The 18,961-nt window shown below is 49.7% G+C and carries 16 protein-coding genes and 2 tRNA genes; 5 read left to right on the top strand and 13 right to left on the bottom strand.

Annotated elements, in window-relative coordinates:
- Positions 1-383 precede the first annotated feature (383 nt).
- The 4 genes from P0078_RS01385 (at position 384) to P0078_RS01370 (ending at position 4,357) form a co-directional block, all read left to right on the top strand.
- Positions 384-1,610: a hypothetical protein gene (locus P0078_RS01385; protein WP_282932691.1), complete on the top strand. Its 1,227-nt coding sequence runs from the start codon at positions 384-386 to the stop codon at positions 1,608-1,610.
- A gap of 462 nt (positions 1,611-2,072) precedes the next feature.
- Positions 2,073-2,146 (top strand) — tRNA-Cys (locus P0078_RS01380).
- Between the two features lie 90 nt (positions 2,147-2,236).
- Positions 2,237-2,323, top strand: a tRNA-Leu gene (locus tag P0078_RS01375).
- A 1,569-nt stretch (positions 2,324-3,892) separates the two neighbouring features.
- On the top strand, positions 3,893-4,357 hold the full coding sequence (locus P0078_RS01370; protein WP_282932690.1) for a RidA family protein: 465 nt from the start codon (positions 3,893-3,895) through the stop codon (positions 4,355-4,357).
- A gap of 153 nt (positions 4,358-4,510) precedes the next feature.
- On the opposite strand, the gene P0078_RS01365 is transcribed toward P0078_RS01370, so the two are convergent.
- Together P0078_RS01365 and P0078_RS01360 are read right to left on the bottom strand one after the other, a co-directional pair.
- Positions 4,511-5,206: a YopT-type cysteine protease domain-containing protein gene (locus P0078_RS01365; protein WP_282932689.1), complete on the bottom strand. Its 696-nt coding sequence runs from the start codon at positions 5,204-5,206 to the stop codon at positions 4,511-4,513.
- Positions 5,207-5,592: 386 nt separating this feature from the next.
- Positions 5,593-6,759, bottom strand: coding sequence for a dipeptidase (locus P0078_RS01360; RefSeq protein WP_282932688.1), 1,167 nt, complete (start codon positions 6,757-6,759; stop codon positions 5,593-5,595).
- A 79-nt stretch (positions 6,760-6,838) separates the two neighbouring features.
- Between P0078_RS01360 and P0078_RS01355 the strand changes: the two genes are divergently transcribed.
- Complete coding sequence (locus P0078_RS01355) at positions 6,839-7,447, top strand: LEA/WHy family protein (protein WP_282932687.1); 609 nt, start codon at positions 6,839-6,841, stop codon at positions 7,445-7,447.
- Between the two features lie 30 nt (positions 7,448-7,477).
- Here the strand turns inward: P0078_RS01355 and P0078_RS01350 are convergent, their stop codons facing one another.
- The 11 genes from P0078_RS01350 to P0078_RS01300 form a co-directional block, all read right to left on the bottom strand.
- Positions 7,478-9,187: a sulfatase-like hydrolase/transferase gene (locus P0078_RS01350; protein WP_282932686.1), complete on the bottom strand. Its 1,710-nt coding sequence runs from the start codon at positions 9,185-9,187 to the stop codon at positions 7,478-7,480.
- Positions 9,188-9,345: 158 nt separating this feature from the next.
- A complete protein-coding gene (pgsA, locus tag P0078_RS01345; RefSeq protein WP_282932685.1) occupies positions 9,346-9,909 on the bottom strand; it encodes a CDP-diacylglycerol--glycerol-3-phosphate 3-phosphatidyltransferase in 564 nt (187 codons plus the stop codon).
- A gap of 101 nt (positions 9,910-10,010) precedes the next feature.
- Positions 10,011-11,825: an excinuclease ABC subunit UvrC gene (uvrC, locus tag P0078_RS01340; protein WP_282932684.1), complete on the bottom strand. Its 1,815-nt coding sequence runs from the start codon at positions 11,823-11,825 to the stop codon at positions 10,011-10,013.
- A 45-nt stretch (positions 11,826-11,870) separates the two neighbouring features.
- The gene (gene uvrY, locus P0078_RS01335; protein ID WP_282932683.1) at positions 11,871-12,524 is read right to left on the bottom strand and encodes a UvrY/SirA/GacA family response regulator transcription factor; all 654 of its coding nucleotides are present in this window, start codon (positions 12,522-12,524) and stop codon (positions 11,871-11,873) included.
- A gap of 545 nt (positions 12,525-13,069) precedes the next feature.
- Positions 13,070-14,086, bottom strand: a complete 1,017-nt coding sequence (gene murB / locus P0078_RS01330) for a UDP-N-acetylmuramate dehydrogenase (protein ID WP_282932682.1) — start codon at positions 14,084-14,086, stop codon at positions 13,070-13,072.
- A gap of 11 nt (positions 14,087-14,097) precedes the next feature.
- Positions 14,098-14,865: a 3-deoxy-manno-octulosonate cytidylyltransferase gene (gene kdsB, locus P0078_RS01325; protein ID WP_282932681.1), complete on the bottom strand. Its 768-nt coding sequence runs from the start codon at positions 14,863-14,865 to the stop codon at positions 14,098-14,100.
- A complete protein-coding gene (lpxK, locus tag P0078_RS01320; protein ID WP_282932680.1) occupies positions 14,855-15,769 on the bottom strand; it encodes a tetraacyldisaccharide 4'-kinase in 915 nt (304 codons plus the stop codon). The genes kdsB and lpxK overlap by 11 nt, the downstream gene beginning before the upstream one ends.
- A complete protein-coding gene (locus tag P0078_RS01315; protein ID WP_282932679.1) occupies positions 15,714-15,887 on the bottom strand; it encodes a hypothetical protein in 174 nt (57 codons plus the stop codon). The genes lpxK and P0078_RS01315 overlap by 56 nt, the downstream gene beginning before the upstream one ends.
- Positions 15,888-15,896: 9 nt before the next feature.
- On the bottom strand, positions 15,897-17,726 hold the full coding sequence (msbA, locus tag P0078_RS01310; RefSeq protein WP_282932678.1) for a lipid A export permease/ATP-binding protein MsbA: 1,830 nt from the start codon (positions 17,724-17,726) through the stop codon (positions 15,897-15,899).
- Positions 17,727-17,810: 84 nt separating this feature from the next.
- Entirely contained in the window at positions 17,811-18,230 is a 420-nt protein-coding gene (locus P0078_RS01305) for an ExbD/TolR family protein (protein ID WP_282932677.1), read from the bottom strand.
- A 15-nt stretch (positions 18,231-18,245) separates the two neighbouring features.
- Positions 18,246-18,854, bottom strand: coding sequence for a MotA/TolQ/ExbB proton channel family protein (locus P0078_RS01300; protein ID WP_282934683.1), 609 nt, complete (start codon positions 18,852-18,854; stop codon positions 18,246-18,248).
- Positions 18,855-18,961: the final 107 nt, after the last annotated feature.

The raw sequence follows: 18,961 nt of genomic DNA, 5'->3' as shown, positions 1-18,961 counted from the left end.
ACCTTTCAAGACCGCAGCTATGCTGCGGTCTTGTCCTTCGTAGCGCTCAATTCCCACTTTGTCAGCATGCCTGCCCACTAATTCAGCCTGCCCACTAATTCAGCCCTCTCAAAAGATGTTTGTGCCGACCCACCCATATCTATCTTCTTGTTTACTTATACGGGAGATGCTTAATAGAATGCGCCACCATATGATAACGACTTTGTAAGTGTATTCTTTTTAAGTGGTACATATCTGAAAACCAATCCAATGAAACCTGACGGCACAAAACTGTCACCTCATAACTGGCTAGCTTGTGACCAGTTTGCTTGCAGGTGACACAAGGGCACCTGTAGGCTTAGATACTGTCGAAACGACTAATTATTGGATTTCCCGCTGAAGAAATGATGCTTAAACGATTACTAACACTGCCGCTATTACTCGCCACTCTATCCCCTGCTCTTCAGGCTTATGAGATTCTTTACAGTGCAGAGATCTCGCCCAACTCCAAGCTGGCTGAGGTGGAAATGGCGCTCAGCGGTGATGATATGCCAAGTAAGCTCGTTCTTAACTTGCGCTCTGGCCGCTATCAGGACCTGGAAAGTGACACCCCTCTAAAGATCGAGGGCGACAAAGCAACCTGGCAACCCGAAGGGAAGAACCCCGTCCTCAAGTACCGCTTTGTCATAGATAACCAGCGTAGCAACGGTGGCTACGACTCACGGATCACCAAAGACTGGGCAATTCTCCGCAGCGATAAATTGATTGCACCGGTATCGGCAACCAGCCGTGGCCGCTCTACCGCCCGCCTTAAGCTGGAACTTCCTGACCAATGGTATGCGGCCCTGCCCTACCCTGAGATCGAAGATAACCTATACGAGTTATCTGACCCCAAGCGTAAGTTTGTAAGACCCAAGGGCTGGATGATTGTAGGGAAAATTGGCAGTCGGCAGGATATGATTGCCGGCACTGAAACCCGTGTTGCAGGCCCTAAAAATGAGAACATTCGGCGGCAAGACATCCTGGCCTTCCTAAATTGGAACCTGCCAGAGCTCAAGAAAATCTTCCCCCTCTTCCCTGATCATCTATTGATCGTAACCGCTGACGACCCCATGTGGCGCGGCGGGCTGTCGGGGACACGCTCTCTATATATGCATGCTGATCGACCATTGATCAGCGGCAACCGCACCAGCAGCATGATCCACGAATTAGTTCATGTGGGCACGGGAATTCACGGTGACGATGAGAGTGATTGGATTGTAGAGGGACTGGCTGAGTTTTATTCCCTGGAGATTTTACGGCGAACTGGTGGCATCAGTGAGACCCGCTATCAGGAGGCGATGGATAAACTGATCAAGTGGGGTAAGAAGGCTCCTTCACTATTAGTCGAACGCTCGTCCGGCCCCATTACCGCCCGTGCGGCCGGGGTAATGCAGCAACTGGATAAAGAGATTCGCGAGGCCAGCAATGGCAAGGCAAGTATTGATGACGTCGCACGAGAACTGGCTCAAGCACGCGGTGAAGTGACTCTGGAAAGGTTTAGGTCCCTATCTGAGAAAGCAGCCGGTAAACCCGTGGATGCATTAGCCACAGAAAACCTGACAGACCTGGCGAAAGACTCCAATAAATAGCAGACAAAAAAAAGCCCTGACGACGGGGGGGAGAGCGTCAGGGCCAAGACCATTAGGAGTGAAACTTGGAGGATTTCATCCTTGCTTCCGGGTGGCAGCCATGTGAGCCACCCTACCAGCATTACTAAACACGTTGGGGGAGATGTGTTAGCCAGATAAAGACAGTATCGAACACAGGTCACAGATTGCCAGCACACCTGAAGATTAATTTAGAACAAATGGAAATAGGTTCTTGAGCACCAGTGCTAAAAGTTATTACAGCCCTCCCCCACCATCAGAAGGTAACTTTTCCTACTTTTTTTCACTTGTTTGCAACATTGATGAAAACAATGCTTGACTAATCCTCTAGAGTCCCTAAAATGGCGCCCACTTACACAGCGAAACGCACGTAAGTATAAGAAAACGCTAGGATTTATCAGATAGAATTCGCAGCGTTCTTTTCCGCCAAAGGCGGATAAAAAAGGCTAGGTGGCAGAGTGGTCATGCAGCGGACTGCAACTCCGTGTACGCCGGTTCGATTCCGACCCTAGCCTCCATTTTCCTCTTCATTGCAGTATCCTGTTGATTGCAATGAAAGTGAGAATGAAGGGCAATTATCAAACATCGCCCTCTCTCGCAAAGGATCTGCCCGGGTGGTGGAATTGGTAGACACAGGAGACTTAAAATCTCCCGGCTTCACGGCCGTGCCGGTTCAAGTCCGGCCCCGGGCACCAATCAGATCTTTGAAATCAATAATTTACATATCTTTTAGTGCAAATTTTGTGCGCTAACCTCTACCCTCCTCAAGCGATACAAATCTAGTTAGAGTTTTTGCTGAGCGAAGAAAATAGAGCCCCTACTTCCCATTACTGATAGTTTTTAGGTCTAGCGATAAATACAGCTAGAGCATTAGTTGTGAGATTCTCATCAAGACGGCTGACTACTCTTTATGGTCATCAGTAGGCAGGGGAAGCACCCGATTCTGAAGGAAGTTGCAGATTTAACAAATGCCCACAAGCACTGCGTTACGAACAAGCCTAAAAAAATAAATGCTGACGATCTCTAGGCTGGCGGCTTCAGATTGATGAAGGCAGAATTGGGTTGGAGTAGCACTTCACATCAATAGAGTACGAAGGAAGCTTCATTCATAAAGCAACTGAGTTTTGGGTTAAGCATTACAGCAACCCAAACCCTACAGCGCTTGGAGTCAGCATCCCCCCTAGTGGACACTTATCAACCTCCCACCAGCTGGCATGCAGCGGTCTACTAAACCCAGACACCAATATAGGTGGTGAAGTTGCCAATAAAAACATAGATACTCGATGAGCTGGCAACGTCGACCTTCTATCAATTTCAATACGTTCAGAAGAGGGAATGGCGCTAACTCCAAAGTAAATTATTATAATGAAAAATCGTATTTAATTACTTGGAAACACGGGCGAGCTCCCCGTTTTTGATAATACCGGAGCCAAGATCAATTCAATTCTAGATTTTTCTTAATTGTTTCGCCCTTTATCGCAAGTAACCCAAAGTGCAGAGGCAATCCAATTTATGTTCAGACCCTTGGCTCTACTAGTATTCGCATCAGTCCCGATACTATTATGGATATCTTTTCCTGCTATCCGACTCTTCCTCCCTCAACTTAACGGTGTTAATTGTAATGGCCTTGCTTGCGTTGAAGATAAGAAAAGGCTCGCAGAAGCAACCGTACTATATCGATCAGCGAATGATTTACTGAACAGAAACAGTCTTCTACTAAATAGCCAACCTACTTTTGTTTATTGCTCAACTGTCGAGTGTTACCGTTCATTTGGCGGCAGGCAAGAGAGGGCCATATCTTTCCCTTACTCGGGCACTGTAATTGCGCCGAGATCCTGGCAGGTCTATATTACTCAACATGAAATGGTGCACTGGTTTCAATTTAAAGAGATCGGCCCACTGAATACAATACTTAAGCCTGAATGGCTTAGAGAGGGAATGGCGTACCTATTCCCGATTCAGATATCCCTGATCACTATTACCCAATAAGAATGGCACTCAGATATGGAGTGGAATGAAGTTATCTGCGCAGCAAGAGGGCTTTAGGGAGCCTCTAAATAATTCCGTAATATCTCTGCGAGCCTTCAGGGCTCCTCCACGGGGCTTTCAGAGCGATTCACACCCTGCGTTGTGACTTTTTGAAAGATCTGGACACTTCTTGCCAAGCCGCGCCTTGATTGTGGGCCAGAGGCATCACGGAATTATTTAGACCCCCTAGACCTAGCCCAGATTGTTTGGCAGCAAATTTATAAGAAAATATTCCCATGAAGATAAAGACATCACCTATAAATGCATTAATTCCTACACTTTTCACTATTACGCTTTCCAGTTTCAGCTATGCAAAGGACACTGAGCAGGTTGAATTTCTGAACCCAACAGGATCAGTCTCAAAGCTACCATTTTCAGAGGCTGTAAAAGTTGGCAACCAGCTATTTCTTTCCGGCCAAATAGGGTTTTCACCGGAGACTAAGCGGTTAGCCCAAGGGGGATTCTCTGCGGAGACCAAACAGACTCTAGACAATATAAAGCAAACTCTGGAGCGCCACGACTACGAAATGAAAGATGTTGTTAAATGCACGGTCATTTTAACAGATATCAAGAATTTCCCTGAGTTCAACAACATCTACCAAAAGGCTTTTGCCTACCCCTACCCTGCAAGGACTACTTTTGCAGTGAAGTCCCTAGCGCTGGGCGCCCAAATTGAAATTGAGTGCATCGCTGCCAAGTAGTCATTGTTAAAATTGGAAGTGCCTGCCCCCTATTTGACTCATCAGAACTTTTACTGCGATCTAGGTTTTTAGTATACGTTGGCACTTAAACTCAACACGCAGGGTCACTTAAGTGACCCTGTGATACCTAGACAATAAAACAAACCAACTTACTTATCTAAAAGTTGAAATCATCCAGCTTCCACCGGCAGTGCCCATCGCCAGGTAAATCAAAGCCAGCTGATGTAACTCAGTCTTAAAGCGGTTGTATCCGTTAAATACAAAGGAGCCAAAATTGGGGTCAAAAAGTCTCCAGGTATTACCATTCTGTACTTGAATTGCAATGGCATGACCACTGTTAGGGCCCAGGAATCCTATCAATGCAAAGCCTTGATTAAGGCGCGCCACCCCCTGCCGTATCCATCGCAAAAATGTGGAGAAAGGCTCAAATGGATTCAGCTGATGCCCACGGGCAATGCAGTGCTCGATATACCCATCTGTCCGACAAACCGTCCTTAACCCTGACGATATACCCATCACATTTCCTTGGATCTGCTGTTGCGCAGAAATTGCCCTTTGCATCGTATAGATAGGCTGGCCAAAGCTTGTGGTCGACCCGCCAACAGCCCTTAAAAACATACCTGGAGCTGCTCTGTTAAGGGCATTTCCAATTCCCGTATTGTGGTAACACTGTTGCAGTCCTGCCTGGAGGTGCATATTTATATGACCGCCGGGTTGCAAGCCGAGTCTCACCCACATGTAGGATAATGCGTAACAAACTCCGCGCCTTACATCATTGTGGACACCGGGTTGAATGTAATTTGCTTGATCCAATAGAAATTCTGTTTCTATTAGTTTCGGATTGAACATGGAGGTCTCCCTATTCTTTAGAGATAGTGGACTTTTGCCTATCCGCGGTATCGCGGCCCATGTTCTATTTTTCTCACCTACAGTTTTATCTCTATCAATTTTCTTGTGGCTTTTTTAGCTTTAAGTCATTTTAAAAAGTAAACCGGGATTTGATTACACTTAATTTCAATCGGCTTTTCAGGACGTTAAGGTCAAAATATGATACAAATTTCCGGTTTAAATTGCGTTTGGATAAGTTCAGAAAGTAAATTTCTTTTTAATCATATGCGAGTGCAAGTATTGCGCTGGTAATAACAAATTCATCAGAACAGTGAGCTATCAAATACCAGCGCTAATATATCTGTTGAGAAGGCTGCGGAATCTAAATTCAACCTTCCTATATGATATTAACTGGGAAGTTGAGTAAGGAAGAAATCTCTCAGGTTCTCACCCATTACTTTACGGATCTCTTCTTCAGTAAACCCTTGCCGAAGCATTTCTGCGGTAAGCACGCCCAGTTCACTTACGTCAAATGCAACCTTTACACTGCCGTCATAGTCCGACCCCAATGCGACATGATCCACACCCAGTGTATCAATGGCATATCGAATGGATTTAACAATGCTCTTGGGGCTTGTATCGCAGACAGCGCCAGGCCAGAAACCAATTCCAACCAAGCCGCCTTTGCCCGCTATCTCCTTCATTAGCTCGTCACTGATATTCCGGCGTGAGTTGCACGCCCCTTGAAGCCCGGTATGGGAAACAATCACTGGGCGCTCGGCAATATCCAAAACTTCGCGGACGACCTGCTCGGAGGAGTGGGCGACGTCAATCACAATAGAGCGCCTTTCCATCTCCTGCACTGCTTCCCGGCCAAATGCGCTCAAACCCTGCCCGCTTTCTCCATGCAGGGAGCCACCCAGCTCATTGTCGAAAAAGTGTTGCAACCCCATCACCCGGAAACCCGCATCGTATAGGTGACCGATGTTTTCGATCTTCCCTTCCAAAGGATGGGCACCTTCAGTGCCAAGGAGTGCGGCCAAAACCTCTCCGCCCTGCTTCCTTGCTACAAGCACCTCTTGTAAATCTGCCGCACTTTTGACGATACGTATTTGGTCAGGCGCAGATTGCTGTAGCGCATTAACACGCTCTGCATGATAGAGCGCCCGCTCATACAAGCTGCCCCACGCCTTTACTGGCCACGCCTGAGCAATGGCCAATAAGGTTATGTTATCGCCAGCTTTGCTGGAGTTCTTCTGATAGTTCTGCCCCCGGGGAGACTTGGTAACTGATGTGAAGACCTGGATACCCAGATTACCTTCTCTCGCCCGGGGAAGGTCCAGATGACCATAGTCGGCTCGCTTCCTCAAATCCCTGGCCCACAGGAAACTATCTGCGTGGAGATCACCTACCAATAGACTTCGGTGTAGCGCTTTAGCCTCAGGTGACAGCGCTGCAATTTTGCCCAGCTCTACTTTGTTCATCGACTTTTCAATAGCCGGAAGCAAAAGCCATTTCCAGCTGGCGAACAATATCACCACCATTGTTGTCAGAAGAATGAACCACTTGCTCATCTATTGTCTCCATTAGTAGAAATCCATGGGGAAGTTTGCACAGAGGCAACAACCTTCTTCGATCCATCAGGATCGCAGAATGAAGCAATTCGAGCGGTTGCTCAATAAGCAAGCAAGAGAAATAAAACTGTGGTGGTCGTGGAATAAGCGCTGGGACACCAACCTCATACTTATCAGAAGAGAGAAAAATGAAGGACAAGCAGTGATCAAACTTTTACAACTGAACTTACTCGTATTATTCGCTCTATTCATGGGTGGTTGCGCCGCTTTATCGCCCAATTTTCAGCAGCCCGAGGTTGAGATTATTGGGCTGGAGTCGCTTCCTCCTGCCGTCGGCAGCGATCTGCGCTTCAGAATCCATTTGCGTATTTTCAATCCTAACAATCAAGAACTACCCCTCTCCGGGATCTACTACAAGCTCAGTCTTGCCGGCCATAAAGTAATGGCAGGAACCTCAAACAACCTATTGCCCATTGCCCCCTATGGCCAGGATGACATCTCGGTAGACGCAACTGCGAGCTGGATGGGGTCTCTATTCGCCGCCGCTGAATTAGCGAATAGAGGGCAGCAATCGGTACCCTATGAACTTCAGGCAAAGATTGGCCTGAGCAGGTCCTTTGTGCCTTCCATTACAGTGCAGCGAAGTGGCGAAATTCGACTGAATCAGAATCTGGGCCTCTACCACTAGCCCAGGCGTATTCACCTTGGAATTAGCGCTTTAATCTCCCCAGTCGCCGACCTTGTCGGCACCGGGGATCTGATACTCAAGATAGTCTTCAATGGTGAATGGCATCTCACTGATGACTGCGCGCACGCGTTCACCAATAGCCTGTGTCTCAGGGCGCGCATTGGCCAGCCCGGTATAGGGTATGCCTTTGCCGCTGGCTACATCTGGATATTTACGTTTGAACAAGCGGTGGCGGGCCACCATATGATTGAACTGGCCCTGGGTGTAAATTAACGGCACCAACTGCGGGGACTCCTCCCGGGGGTCCATATATAAATCGTAGTAGGCTTCCGGCATCCCCGACCCTGCCACCTCCCCCGCTCCCAGCCAATGCCTCTTGTACCGCCCCTTTACTGTTGCCCCCAATTCCTCACCCGTATAGATAAATACATAATCCCGGCGACCATGGGTATCGCCGTTTAGAAAAAGAGCGGTCTGATCGAGGCCGTCAACGACACGATCCGTAGGAATAGCATCAGTTGCTCCACCCAAGCGAGCAAAAGTCGTATACAGGTCAGTGATATGAATAATATCTCCTGCCGTTTGTCCCGCTTCGATAGTTCCTGGCCACCAGGCAAAAGCAGGTACGCGAACGCCTCCCTCAGTAAAATCCCCTTTGCCACCCCGATACAACATGGGCAGCATCCCCCACCCCGCCGGCGGACTGTGGACCATGGGGCCGTTATCCGCCATTGCAACGAACAAGGTATTTTCAGCGAGCCCCAAGCTTTTTAACTCTTGCATCAGCACCCCGACAAAGTTATCCATCGCCGGGAAGGCATCAGCAACCATCAGCCCGGCTACCGAGCGCTTGGGGTTATACATCGCCATGAAATTAAGGAGATTGGGCCAGTAGGCAACGAAAAACGGTTTCTTCTGCTCCGCACTGCGTCGAATAAACGCCAGCGTTCTCTGTTCTGCTTCTGGATCAAACTTAGCGAAGCACTCGTTGGATGTTCCGCACCATTCCCGCCCCGGTTGTCCCTTTTTCCCTTCAATATTCATTACCCAGCCAGCGGGAATCAGACCGGGACTGTCCAATTGGTAGGGATCAGGTGGGTAGATTTCGGGGAACATACCCAGCACCGCATTTGCCACATTTGCCTGGGGGTTAAACAGGGAGGTAATCTGGTTCATTGGGGTGAACAACGCCTCATCAAATCCCTGATTGTGTAAATAACTCTCCTCGATATCTCCAAGGTGCCCCTTGCCAAAAAAGCCCGTCGCATAACCCGCTTGCGAAAGTACCTCGGCAATAGTGACTTCTTCGGCGCGCAAACCAGAAAACTCGTGGGGCATCCCCACTTCACCCATACCATAACGCACCGGTAGCCGTCCGGTGAGGGCAGCGGCGCGGGTCGGAGTGCATGAGGGCTCAGAGTACATGCGGGTAAAGTTGATACCCTCTGCGGCCATCTGGTTTAGGTTTGGCGTAGAGTAGCCAAAGTTCTTTTGCAGCGCAGGAAAACCGACAGCTCCAAATGCAGTGTCATCCCACAACAGGAATACGATATTCGGTGGCTGTCCAAATTTCTGCCGCAATTGCTGCAAGCGTTGCTCAACTTCCAAATCCTCTTGATCCCAACGATCGCCGTTTTGCATCTTGAGAATATAAAACTCGGCATCGTGTACAATTTGCCCCTCGACAGTGAGAGTGATGCAAAGCAGCCAAATCATAATCAGGTGGCTTTTGACGGACATGAGCTTCCTATAGATCGCAGAAAAGTATCTAACAATTTAGAGGAGCGCAGGGATTTGGAAGAGGAAGAGCGAGTTGAAACGTGGTAAAGAGCGCCTCGTTTTCCAGCACATGCCGGAGTCGAGGCGCCAATTTTGTGAGAGAGGTAATCCCCCTCTATCTACTTATCCTGGCTGTCGGCCATAAGGGCCGGCCATGCGGCGCGCAAGTACATCACCATAGTCCACAAGGTGAGGCCGGCAGCAATATAAAGAAGCAGGTATCCAATAGTTTCCATCACCGGAAACTCTCTAACATCGAAGGCAAGCAAAACAAGAATTGCTGCCATCTGTGCAGTAGTTTTGATTTTGCCTACATAGGAAACCGCAACGCTACTGCGCTGCCCCAACTCAGCCATCCACTCCCGCAACCCCGAGACCGCGATCTCCCGACAGATAATCACCGCCGCAGCAATCGCAAACAGCGGGTGGTCATGTAATCCCACCAGCAAGACCAATGCAGTAGCCACCATTAACTTATCGGCAACCGGGTCCAGAAAGGCTCCCAGGGCAGTACTCTGGTTTAATTTTCTGGCGAGATAGCCATCAAGCCAATCGGTAATTGCGGCAACTGCAAAAATTGCAGCAGAAGCAATGTAACTCCACTTGTACGGCAAATAGAAAACCAAAACAAAAAATGGGATCAAAGCAACACGTAACAGTGTCAGTTGATTGGCGATTGTCATACTTTTCTCTATTCTTGCGGAGGGCGTACGTTATCAAGCCATCGCGCAAAATGAAACGCTTTGGAAAAAACTGGCCATTTAATCGCCAGCTCACTCCTGTTCTACTCGTGGTGTAGTGCCGAGTATATATCCTGAGCCAATTTACGGCTGATACCATCCACGCTGGCAATCTCCATTACTGTTGCACGCTTTAGCTCCTGTAAACCTCCAAAATGTCGCAGCAGTGCCCTGCGGCGAGTAGGCCCTACTCCAGCAATACCTTCCAGTGGGGACTCCCTGCGTTTTTTATCCCGTTTTGCCCGGTGGCCAGCGATAGCAAAGCGGTGCGCTTCGTCTCGCACTTGTTGAATTAAGTGCAACGCTGATGAATCGGCGGAGAGTACAAGCTCTTTGTTACTGGAAACCACATGTAGTGTTTCAAAGCCGGCTTTTCGTGTAGTTCCTTTGGCAACACCAATAATTTGAACTCCGACGATGCCGAGTTCATTCAGAGCTTCTACCGCCTGTGTCACCTGGCCTTTTCCCCCGTCGATCAACAGGATATTGGGGAATTTGCCCTCGCCACCGGAAAGGCGGGTATAGCGCCGCTTTAGCGCCTGCCCCATTGCCGCATAATCATCGCCCGCCTGGATACCCTCAATATTGAATCGGCGATAATCCGATTTCACCGGGCCACCGGTATCAAATACAACACAGGACGCAACCGTGGCCTCACCGGAAGAATGGCTGATGTCAAAGCACTCGAGCCTCTCCGGGAGCTGCTCCAGTTCGAGCACTTCCTGGAGTTTCTCGAACCGACTGTAAAGTTTTTGCTGGGCTGCAGTTCGACTGCTCAAATTCTGTTGCGCTGCTTGTTGCGCCATTTCAACCCAAGTGGCCCGCTTGCCACGCAACTTATGGGTGATACCGACATCGCGACCACACTGCTCACTAAGAGCCTGTTGAAGTGGTTCGAGATCCTGTAAGGCCTCTGAAACCAAAATCTCACGGGGGATCTCTCGGGGACTGCCCAGGTAAAATTGCGGGACAAATGCGGAAAGTAGCTCTGGCGGTGTGAGTCCCAGGCGCTCACTGGGAAAATAACTGCGACTCCCCAGAATTCGCCCCTGCCTGACAAACAGAACGTGTACGCAACAGCTACCGCCTTCACTGGCTATTCCCAGCACATCCACATCGCCACTTGCACCTTCAGCTACCTGGTCCGCCTGCAGACGACGCAGTGCGGAAATTTGGTCTCGCAGTCTCGCGGCTTTTTCAAACTCCAGCGCTCGGGATGCCTCATCCATTTGGTCAGCCAACTCTCGAATAATGTTGTCACTTTTACCCGTGAGAAACATCTCTGCGTGGCGTACATCCTGGCGATAGTCCTCGGGGGAAATAAAATCGACACAGGGAGCGGTGCAGCGCTCTATCTGATATTGAAGGCAGGGCCTTGAACGGTTGCGAAAAACACTATCTTCACAAGAGCGGATTCGAAAAGTTTTTTGCAAAAAGTTCAGGCTGTCGCGAACCGACGATGCGTTTGGAAAAGGCCCGAAGTATCGGCCTTTCTTGCGCTTGGCACCGCGGTGGAATGCAATACGGGGAAAAGTGTCATTGCTGGAAAGAAAGATATAAGGGTACCCTTTATCATCCTTCAGCATCACATTGTATGGGGGCCGCTGGGACTTGATCAGGCTTTGTTCAAGCACCAGGGCTTCGGTTTCACTGCGCGTAACGGTGACTTCGATGTTTCCAATACGCTGCACCAGCGCCATGGTTTTTGTCGTTAGTCCGGAGCTGCGAAAGTAGCTCGACAACCGATTGCGAAGGTTCTTGGCTTTCCCTACGTAGAGAATTTTATTTTCGGCGTCGAACATCTGGTAGACGCCGGGTTTGCGAGTTACTGTCGCGAGGAAACGCTTGCTGTCGAACATCTGGCAACCGGCCTCAATATTTTACAAAGTTCAGCCACTTTTCAATTAAAGTGCAGCTTCTGGATCAAGAATCTGGTGCTTAACAGCGAGGATCGTCAACTCTACATCACTATTAATATCTAACTTCTCAAAAATCCTGTAGCGGTAGCTATTCACCGTTTTGGGGCTTACCGAGAGAGACTTTGCAATATCCGCAACCTTAGCGCCATTGACGATCATGTCTGCAGTCTGCAATTCCCTTTTAGATAATTTTTCAAACGGAGATTGTTGTTCATCCTGGCCACTGACACTTCGCATCGCCATTTTGGTTGCCATGGAATTACTGATAAACACACCACCAGAAATTACAGTGCGTATCGCTCGAACCATTTCTTCAAGGTCCGCACCTTTAGTGACATACCCCATAGCCCCTGCCTGCATCAAGCGACCAGGGAACAAGTCATCATCGAGTGCGCTGACAGCTATAACTTTCGCCTCCGGGCATCGCTGTAGTAGCTTCCTGGTCGCTTCAAGGCCACCCATACCCGGCATTTTTACATCCATTAGAATGACATCAACATTGGACCGGCGAACGAATTCCAAGGCCTCCTCACCACAATTTGCCTCTCCGGCAACTTCTATACCCTCAACATCACCCAGCATGCGCGAAATACCCATTCGCACAAGATCGTGATCATCCACCACTAAGACTTTGATCAAGCTATCCCCAACTACGGATAAGTGCAGTGGCCACGCCGCGTATACATCCTCAACGCACGAGCTCTATCAACTGCGTTTTCTTTTAAGCTCACGGTGAAACTACCCCGTGTAGGTCCCCCTGGAACCCAATCGCAACATACCAGACAAAAACGCTACTGCAAAGCAGAAGCACCGTTTCAAATGCTGCCGATCAGACATTTAACCACAGGATCTTGCTGCCTTTATAACATTTAATTATACCGTAAAAACGTACCGATTGATTTTTCTGCGAACAGGGTGAGCGCTTCCGCAAAATTTGCGATTAAAGATTCACTTTCTCGCAGAAAATATTTATGAAAGAAATTGAAATATAAAAAAATCTTAGAAACAAATTTTGTTATAACAAAATAATCGTCAACAACTAGAATAATTCTCTGTTGAGCTTATGCCTGAGCAGGACTCCCCAAAAGAAATTCGCACTTAGCTATTGGGTACTTACTGATTGTCGTTCAGTGAAGAAAAAGAAAAGGTTTGTCGGCGCCACCCTGCAAGCAGCACCGAATTGCTTACGGATAGTAGCGAGGTTCAGGCTCTAACGTAACACCAAACTTAGCCTGCACATCGGAAGCTATGGCGCTAGCCAATCTAGTCACCTCATCGCCCCCGCCCCGACCGGGATTAACCAAAACCAATGCCTGCTGGTGGTGAACACCAACCGCCTCTTGCCGCTTACCCCTCCAACCAGCGCGATCAATTAGCCAGCCCGCCGCCAACTTCCAACCTTCACCGCTGGCATAAGCTACCAAATCGGGATGTTCCGATTTTAGGCTTTGATAAATGTCCGCATTCACCACAGGGTTTTTAAAGAAACTCCCCGCGTTGGGAATTTGATCGGGGAGCGGCAATTTACTGTTGCGAATATCGATAACCGCAGCGGCAATTTGCGCAGGTGTCAAGGAGTCACAATTCCAACCTTGCTGGGAAATAAACTGCTGCAATGCTGGGTAGGAAACTTTCGGCTGCCAATCTGTTGCAAGACGAAGATTTACCTGGGTAATAATGTACTGATCCAGCAGCTCCCCTTTAAACACACTATTCCGGTAGTCAAAGCCACACTCTGCCACAGAAAAGTTATGCAGTTCACCGGTAGATATTTCCATGGCCTGTAAGCTACAAAAACAATCGCACAGCTCTACACCGTAAGCACCAATATTTTGGATGGGTGCTGCACCCACTTTTCCTGGAATTAATGCGAGGTTTTCCAGCCCTCCCATACCCTGCTCAACAGTAGACATAACTAACTGGTGCCAGCCCTCCCCAGCCGCCGCCTCAATAGTGCCACCGCGACCATCGGGAGTAATTTCCAACCCGCGTAACCCAACCTGAATGGCGAGCCCTGGAAAGTCCCCCGTTAATACGACATTACTGCCTCCACCCAACGGCAAGATCGGCAAACGTTTCTGCTGTGCAAAACTCAAAGCCTCACGCAACTCATCCACTGTTTCCACCCGCGCAAAAAAAGCGGAGTTGGCCGAGATTGCAAGGGTATTGTGGGGCTGTAAATCGATATTAGCTTCAATCATTGGGTACTACATCAGGCCAGGGTTTCACGCATACGCTGTAGATCCTGCTCAGTATCCACACCCCCGGGTACTTCTGCACAGGCATCTGCTACGTGAATCTCTTGATCGTGGTAAAGAAAACGCAACTGCTCCAAAGCCTCAAACTGCTCCAGTGGAGCCATAGGCCAGGAGATAAACTGGCGCAATAGCGCAACACGGTAAGCATAGATACCGATATGGCGACGGGGTTCCAGGCCGCTTGGCAGTTCACTGCTATCCATCGCAAAGGCATCTCTGGGCCATGGGATTGGCGCTCGTGAAAAATACCTGGCCAGCCCGGACTCTGTTGTCACTACCTTGACGATATTCGGGTTGCGAAAATCCTCCACTGAGGTGATGGGTTCCGCCAGGGTTGCAACGCCGGCTCGCTTGCTAGCCGCCAGGTTTTCAGCTACTTGATTTATCACCTCGGCGGGTATCAAAGGTTCATCGCCCTGCACATTGACCAAAATGCGGTCCTCGGCAAGGCCCAGGTTCTGAGCCACCTCCTGCAGTCGGTCAGTTCCCGAGGCATGCTCGGCAGATGTCATACACACCTCGGCGCCGAAGCCGTGAGCCACCTCCGCTACACGCATATCATCGGTGGCGATAACCACCCTCTGAGCATCGCTCTCACGGGCACGCAAATAAACATGCTCCACCATCGGCTTGCCGCCGATATCGGCCAAGGGCTTGCCTGGCAGGCGGCTCGAGCCATAGCGTGCGGGAATAATGACGTCGAAAGAAGAGTTACTTTTCATTTTCACTAAATTGTTGCAAGTGCTTGTGTACTTTTTGATAAAAAAGGTCTGGCAACTTGGCCCGCACCTCGAGTGCCCACCAATGACTTTCCCAGAAATCACGGCATTTCACTGCATCTTTCATGGTCATGATCACCGGGGTTTCCCCATCGAAATGTAGTTCTTGGGGGCTGAATTGATGGTGATCGTCAAAAGGTTGCTCTGTCACCTCAAATCCCAGCGTTTTCAGTGAACGGAAAAACCGCTTGGGATTACCGATCGCTGCAACCCCGTGGCAAGGCCCCACCTCTGGCCCTGACGACAAGCGCAAAGTAGAGGTTTGATCGAGGTTAAACTGATGCCAACATGAAGGCTCAAGCGTCATCTCAAACTCTAAAAGCCCTCCGCACTGATCCCGGACCTTAGCTTCTGGCTCGCCATTACTTACCAGCATGTCGACGCTTTGCAGACGCGTCGCCGGCTCCCTCAGAGGCCCCCTGGGCAACATATGGCCGTTACCCAAACCTCGATGACCATCAACCACACAAATTTCGTAACTGCGCCACAAACTATAGTGCTGTAGCCCATCGTCAGACAAAATAACATCGCACTGGTGATAGTCGATCAGGGCCTGCGCCGCCTCGGTGCGATTGGGAGAAACCATCACCGGCACACCGGTGATCAAGTGCAGCATCAGCGGCTCATCCCCGGACTCCAAGGGGTGGGATTGGGCAGTCACTTGGTAAGGATATTTTTCTGCACGACCACCATAGCCACGGCTGATAATCCCCGGATTGCGACCCCGCTCCTTTAGCCAGCGAGCCAGCTCCGCCACCAATGGCGTTTTACCCGCACCACCAACGGTGATATTACCGATGACGATGACAGGAACTGATAAGGGCTCCGGTGGAGTGCGCGAACTCATTACCCGGCGCCGTTTGCTCACCCCCATAGAGTAACTCCAGCGGAGTAAGCAGGGAGAGCGAGCGACCTTCACCCTTTTCCGGATACCAGCGTTTGTTAAACCAGTCTTCCAGTGACATCCAGATGCCCTACCCCATTGTTTGCTGCTGTAACAGAGATGCGTATCGCCCACCCTGGGCAAGCAGCTCTGCGTGATTCCCACACTCTACAATTCGACCTTTCTCCATCACCAGAATACGATCAGCATTCTCGATCGTACTCAGGCGATGGGCGATAACAAACGTGGTGCGGTTTTTCATGACTTCAGCCAGAGCCGCCTGAATGTGGCGCTCCGATTCATTATCCAGCGCTGAGGTAGCCTCATCCAAGATCAGTATGGGCGCATCCTTAAGCAGGGCGCGAGCAATAGACAAACGCTGCCGCTGGCCGCCGGATAGCATCTGCGCATTATCTCCCAGAACCGTATCCTGCCCCTGGGGAAGCTCTTCAATAAATTGAGCCGCATGTGCCTGCTCTATAGCACGCAATACATTTTCCTTCGGTGCATGCTCTAACTCACCGTAAGCAATATTGCGATATACAGTATCGTTAAACAGTACGATATTTTGGGAAACCATACTGATATGGCGGCGCAACTCTTTAAGTGGCACCTTGGAAATATCAGCCCCATCGACCAGGATACGTCCACCTGTCGGCTCGTAAAACCTAGCCAGCAGACTTACCAGCGTGCTCTTGCCGGAGCCAGACGCACCCACCAGGGCCACCGTTTCTCCCGGATTTACCGCGAAACTGATGTCGGAGAGTACTTTGGGTGCTGCCGGGTCATAGCTAAACTCAAGCCCTTCAAAAGCTACTGTTCCATTCACAGGCTTAGGTAGCTGAGCTTCACCATCCTGGGGCTCTCTGGGAGCATCCATTACTTCAAAGATACTCTCCGCTGCCGCAATACCCTTCTGGATATCGGCAAAAATTTCGGAAAGGCTGCGCACTGGCTTAGCCAATGATGCAGCTGCACCAATATAGGCGGCAAAAACCCCAGCAGTCATGGACTCAACCATACCCGGTGCCAGAGCCAGCCAGACAATAGTTGCAGTAGACAAACCAACCAGGATCTGAATCACAGAAACACTGGCATTGTTTGCTACTACGAGCTTCATAAACTGCCGACGGTTATTGTCGCTGGCAGAGAGGAAACGGGATTTCTCGTAATCCTGTCCCCCATACATCCGCACCACTTGATAGCCATTGATCGCTTCCTGGGTGACATGGGTAACGTCGCCCATGGAATTCTGGATGCGATGGCTCAGTTTGCGGAAACGCTTACCCACGATACGCACAATAAAGGCGATCAAGGGGGCAAAAAGGAAGAAGGTTAAAGTCAGCTTCCAGTTCACCAGTAACAGGTAGGTCAAGAGACCAATTACCGTAAACGACTCGCGGAAGAGTACCTTCACCGCCTTGGTGATGGAGTTGGTTACCTGCTCAACATTGTATGAAACCTTTGAGATCAGGTAAGCGCCGGTATAGCGGTCAAAATAGGAGCTGGGAAGCTGGCCAATTCTCTCGAATAGCTGTGTTCGCAACTCGTGGATCACTGCGCGGCCCACATAGGCCAAACCATAGCTGCCGACAAAATTGCCAATAGCCCTAAGGACAATAATCAGCAACATTGCGAGCGGTACAAGCCAACGAGCAGTCTCCTGGGGCATTACTCCATCGGGGTAATAGGATGCTACAAACTTTGAGAGAAACCCGCGACTCTCTTGGATACCAGCCCCCACTGCATCGAGCAACAGCTCGGTCACAGCAATCAGGCTGACGCCCATGATCGAAAACAGGAAAAAGCCCAGTACCGCAACCCCAAAAATTGCCATGTGCGGGCGGGCGTAAGTAAGCAATCGACGATAAGTTTCCGCCCCATTTTGCGGCTTGCTGGGAGGCGCTTTTACTTTCTTCATACAGACCAATGAATGGACTCGCCCCAACTGGGGCGAGTGGGCACAGAAACCGAAGGTAAGTCAGTTCCCAGTCAGGGTTCCGCGCTAGTTTTCTTCCGGTTGCCGTGTAGTAATGCTTAGGTTGACAAAGCCTAGCTGTCCAGCGGCATCCATTGCCCGAACCACGGCTTGGTGATGAGCGGTGGCGTCGGCGGTTATCACAAGCGGGCGATTGTACTCGCCTGCGGAAACTTCCGACAGCGCAGATTTGAGAGTGTTGATCTTCTTATTGATTAAAGCCTGCCCATCTACTGAGTATGAGCCATCGGAGCTGATCAAAATCTCCACAAATTTAGGCTGTTCAACAGCTTGGGGGCCTGCTGCTTCAGGCAGATTCAGCTTAAGGTGGCTTTCCTTAGTAAAGGTTGTAGACACCATAAAGAAAATCAATAGCAGGAATACCACATCAATAAGCGGCGTCAGGTTAACCCCTTCCTGCTCTTTGGCTTGGCGGCGGAATTGCATCGCTTGCTACCCCACTCAGGCTGCGACTTCGATTTTACGATCGCTATGCAAGGCATCAACAAGCTTGACCGCTTCCTGCTCCATTGCCACAACAATGGTGTCAACGCGACGCTGGAAGTATCTATGCGCCATCAATGCCGGAATCGCTACGGTCAAGCCAGCAGCAGTGGTGATCAGGGCCTTACTGATCCCACCGGCTAAGGCAGCAGGATTACCTGTACCCTGAATTACAATTTGTCCGAATACATCAATCATGCCAATCACAGTCCCCAGCAGGCCAATTAGCGGTGCCACTGCAGCAATAGTACCGAGAGCACCTAAAAACCGCTCAAGCTCATGAACTACTTGACTGGCAGTCTCCTCGATACTGTCCTTCATTACTTCGCGACCGTGGCGAGAATTGGAAAGACCCGCAGCAAAGATTTTCCCCAATAGACTGGAGTCGCGCAGCTCCTTTAATTTTTCAGCATTGATCTGGTTGTTTTTGAGCCAACCCCAAACTTCCCCTAGAAGGGTATTCGGTGCAATGCGCTGTGAGTGCAAAGTCCATAAACGCTCTCCGCAGATAGCTAAAACTGCTACAGAACAAAGCATGATTGGTACCATCAACCAGCCGCCGAGCATTAATAAATCGTATAGTTTTGTTTCTTCTACCACTTTTATAGTCCCAAACAGCGAAAGGCTTCATCGGAAAAATTATTAGCGCATCTAAATATGCGTGGAGCTGCACT

Source organism: Microbulbifer sp. VAAF005 (assembly GCF_030012985.1).
Taxonomy (GTDB): Bacteria; Pseudomonadota; Gammaproteobacteria; order Pseudomonadales; family Cellvibrionaceae; genus Microbulbifer.
The sequence above is the reverse complement of the archived record's forward strand: the minus strand, read 5'-3'. Positions and strand labels throughout refer to the sequence as shown.

What these genes read in the sequence shown, in the direction of transcription:
- P0078_RS01385 (WP_282932691.1), top strand. Translation starts at nt 384, where the DNA reads ATGATGCTTAAACGATTACTAACACTGCCGCTATTACTCGCCACTCTA.
- P0078_RS01370 (WP_282932690.1), top strand. Translation starts at nt 3,893, where the DNA reads ATGAAGATAAAGACATCACCTATAAATGCATTAATTCCTACACTTTTC.
- P0078_RS01365 (WP_282932689.1), bottom strand. Translation starts at nt 5,206, where the DNA reads ATGTTCAATCCGAAACTAATAGAAACAGAATTTCTATTGGATCAAGCA.
- P0078_RS01360 (WP_282932688.1), bottom strand. Translation starts at nt 6,759, where the DNA reads ATGAGCAAGTGGTTCATTCTTCTGACAACAATGGTGGTGATATTGTTC.
- P0078_RS01355 (WP_282932687.1), top strand. Translation starts at nt 6,839, where the DNA reads ATGAAGCAATTCGAGCGGTTGCTCAATAAGCAAGCAAGAGAAATAAAA.
- P0078_RS01350 (WP_282932686.1), bottom strand. Translation starts at nt 9,187, where the DNA reads ATGTCCGTCAAAAGCCACCTGATTATGATTTGGCTGCTTTGCATCACT.
- pgsA (WP_282932685.1), bottom strand. Translation starts at nt 9,909, where the DNA reads ATGACAATCGCCAATCAACTGACACTGTTACGTGTTGCTTTGATCCCA.
- uvrC (WP_282932684.1), bottom strand. Translation starts at nt 11,825, where the DNA reads ATGTTCGACAGCAAGCGTTTCCTCGCGACAGTAACTCGCAAACCCGGC.
- murB (WP_282932682.1), bottom strand. Translation starts at nt 14,086, where the DNA reads ATGATTGAAGCTAATATCGATTTACAGCCCCACAATACCCTTGCAATC.
- kdsB (WP_282932681.1), bottom strand. Translation starts at nt 14,865, where the DNA reads ATGAAAAGTAACTCTTCTTTCGACGTCATTATTCCCGCACGCTATGGC.
- lpxK (WP_282932680.1), bottom strand. Translation starts at nt 15,769, where the DNA reads ATGAGTTCGCGCACTCCACCGGAGCCCTTATCAGTTCCTGTCATCGTC.
- P0078_RS01315 (WP_282932679.1), bottom strand. Translation starts at nt 15,887, where the DNA reads ATGTCACTGGAAGACTGGTTTAACAAACGCTGGTATCCGGAAAAGGGT.
- msbA (WP_282932678.1), bottom strand. Translation starts at nt 17,726, where the DNA reads ATGAAGAAAGTAAAAGCGCCTCCCAGCAAGCCGCAAAATGGGGCGGAA.
- P0078_RS01305 (WP_282932677.1), bottom strand. Translation starts at nt 18,230, where the DNA reads ATGCAATTCCGCCGCCAAGCCAAAGAGCAGGAAGGGGTTAACCTGACG.
- P0078_RS01300 (WP_282934683.1), bottom strand. Translation starts at nt 18,854, where the DNA reads ATGCTCGGCGGCTGGTTGATGGTACCAATCATGCTTTGTTCTGTAGCA.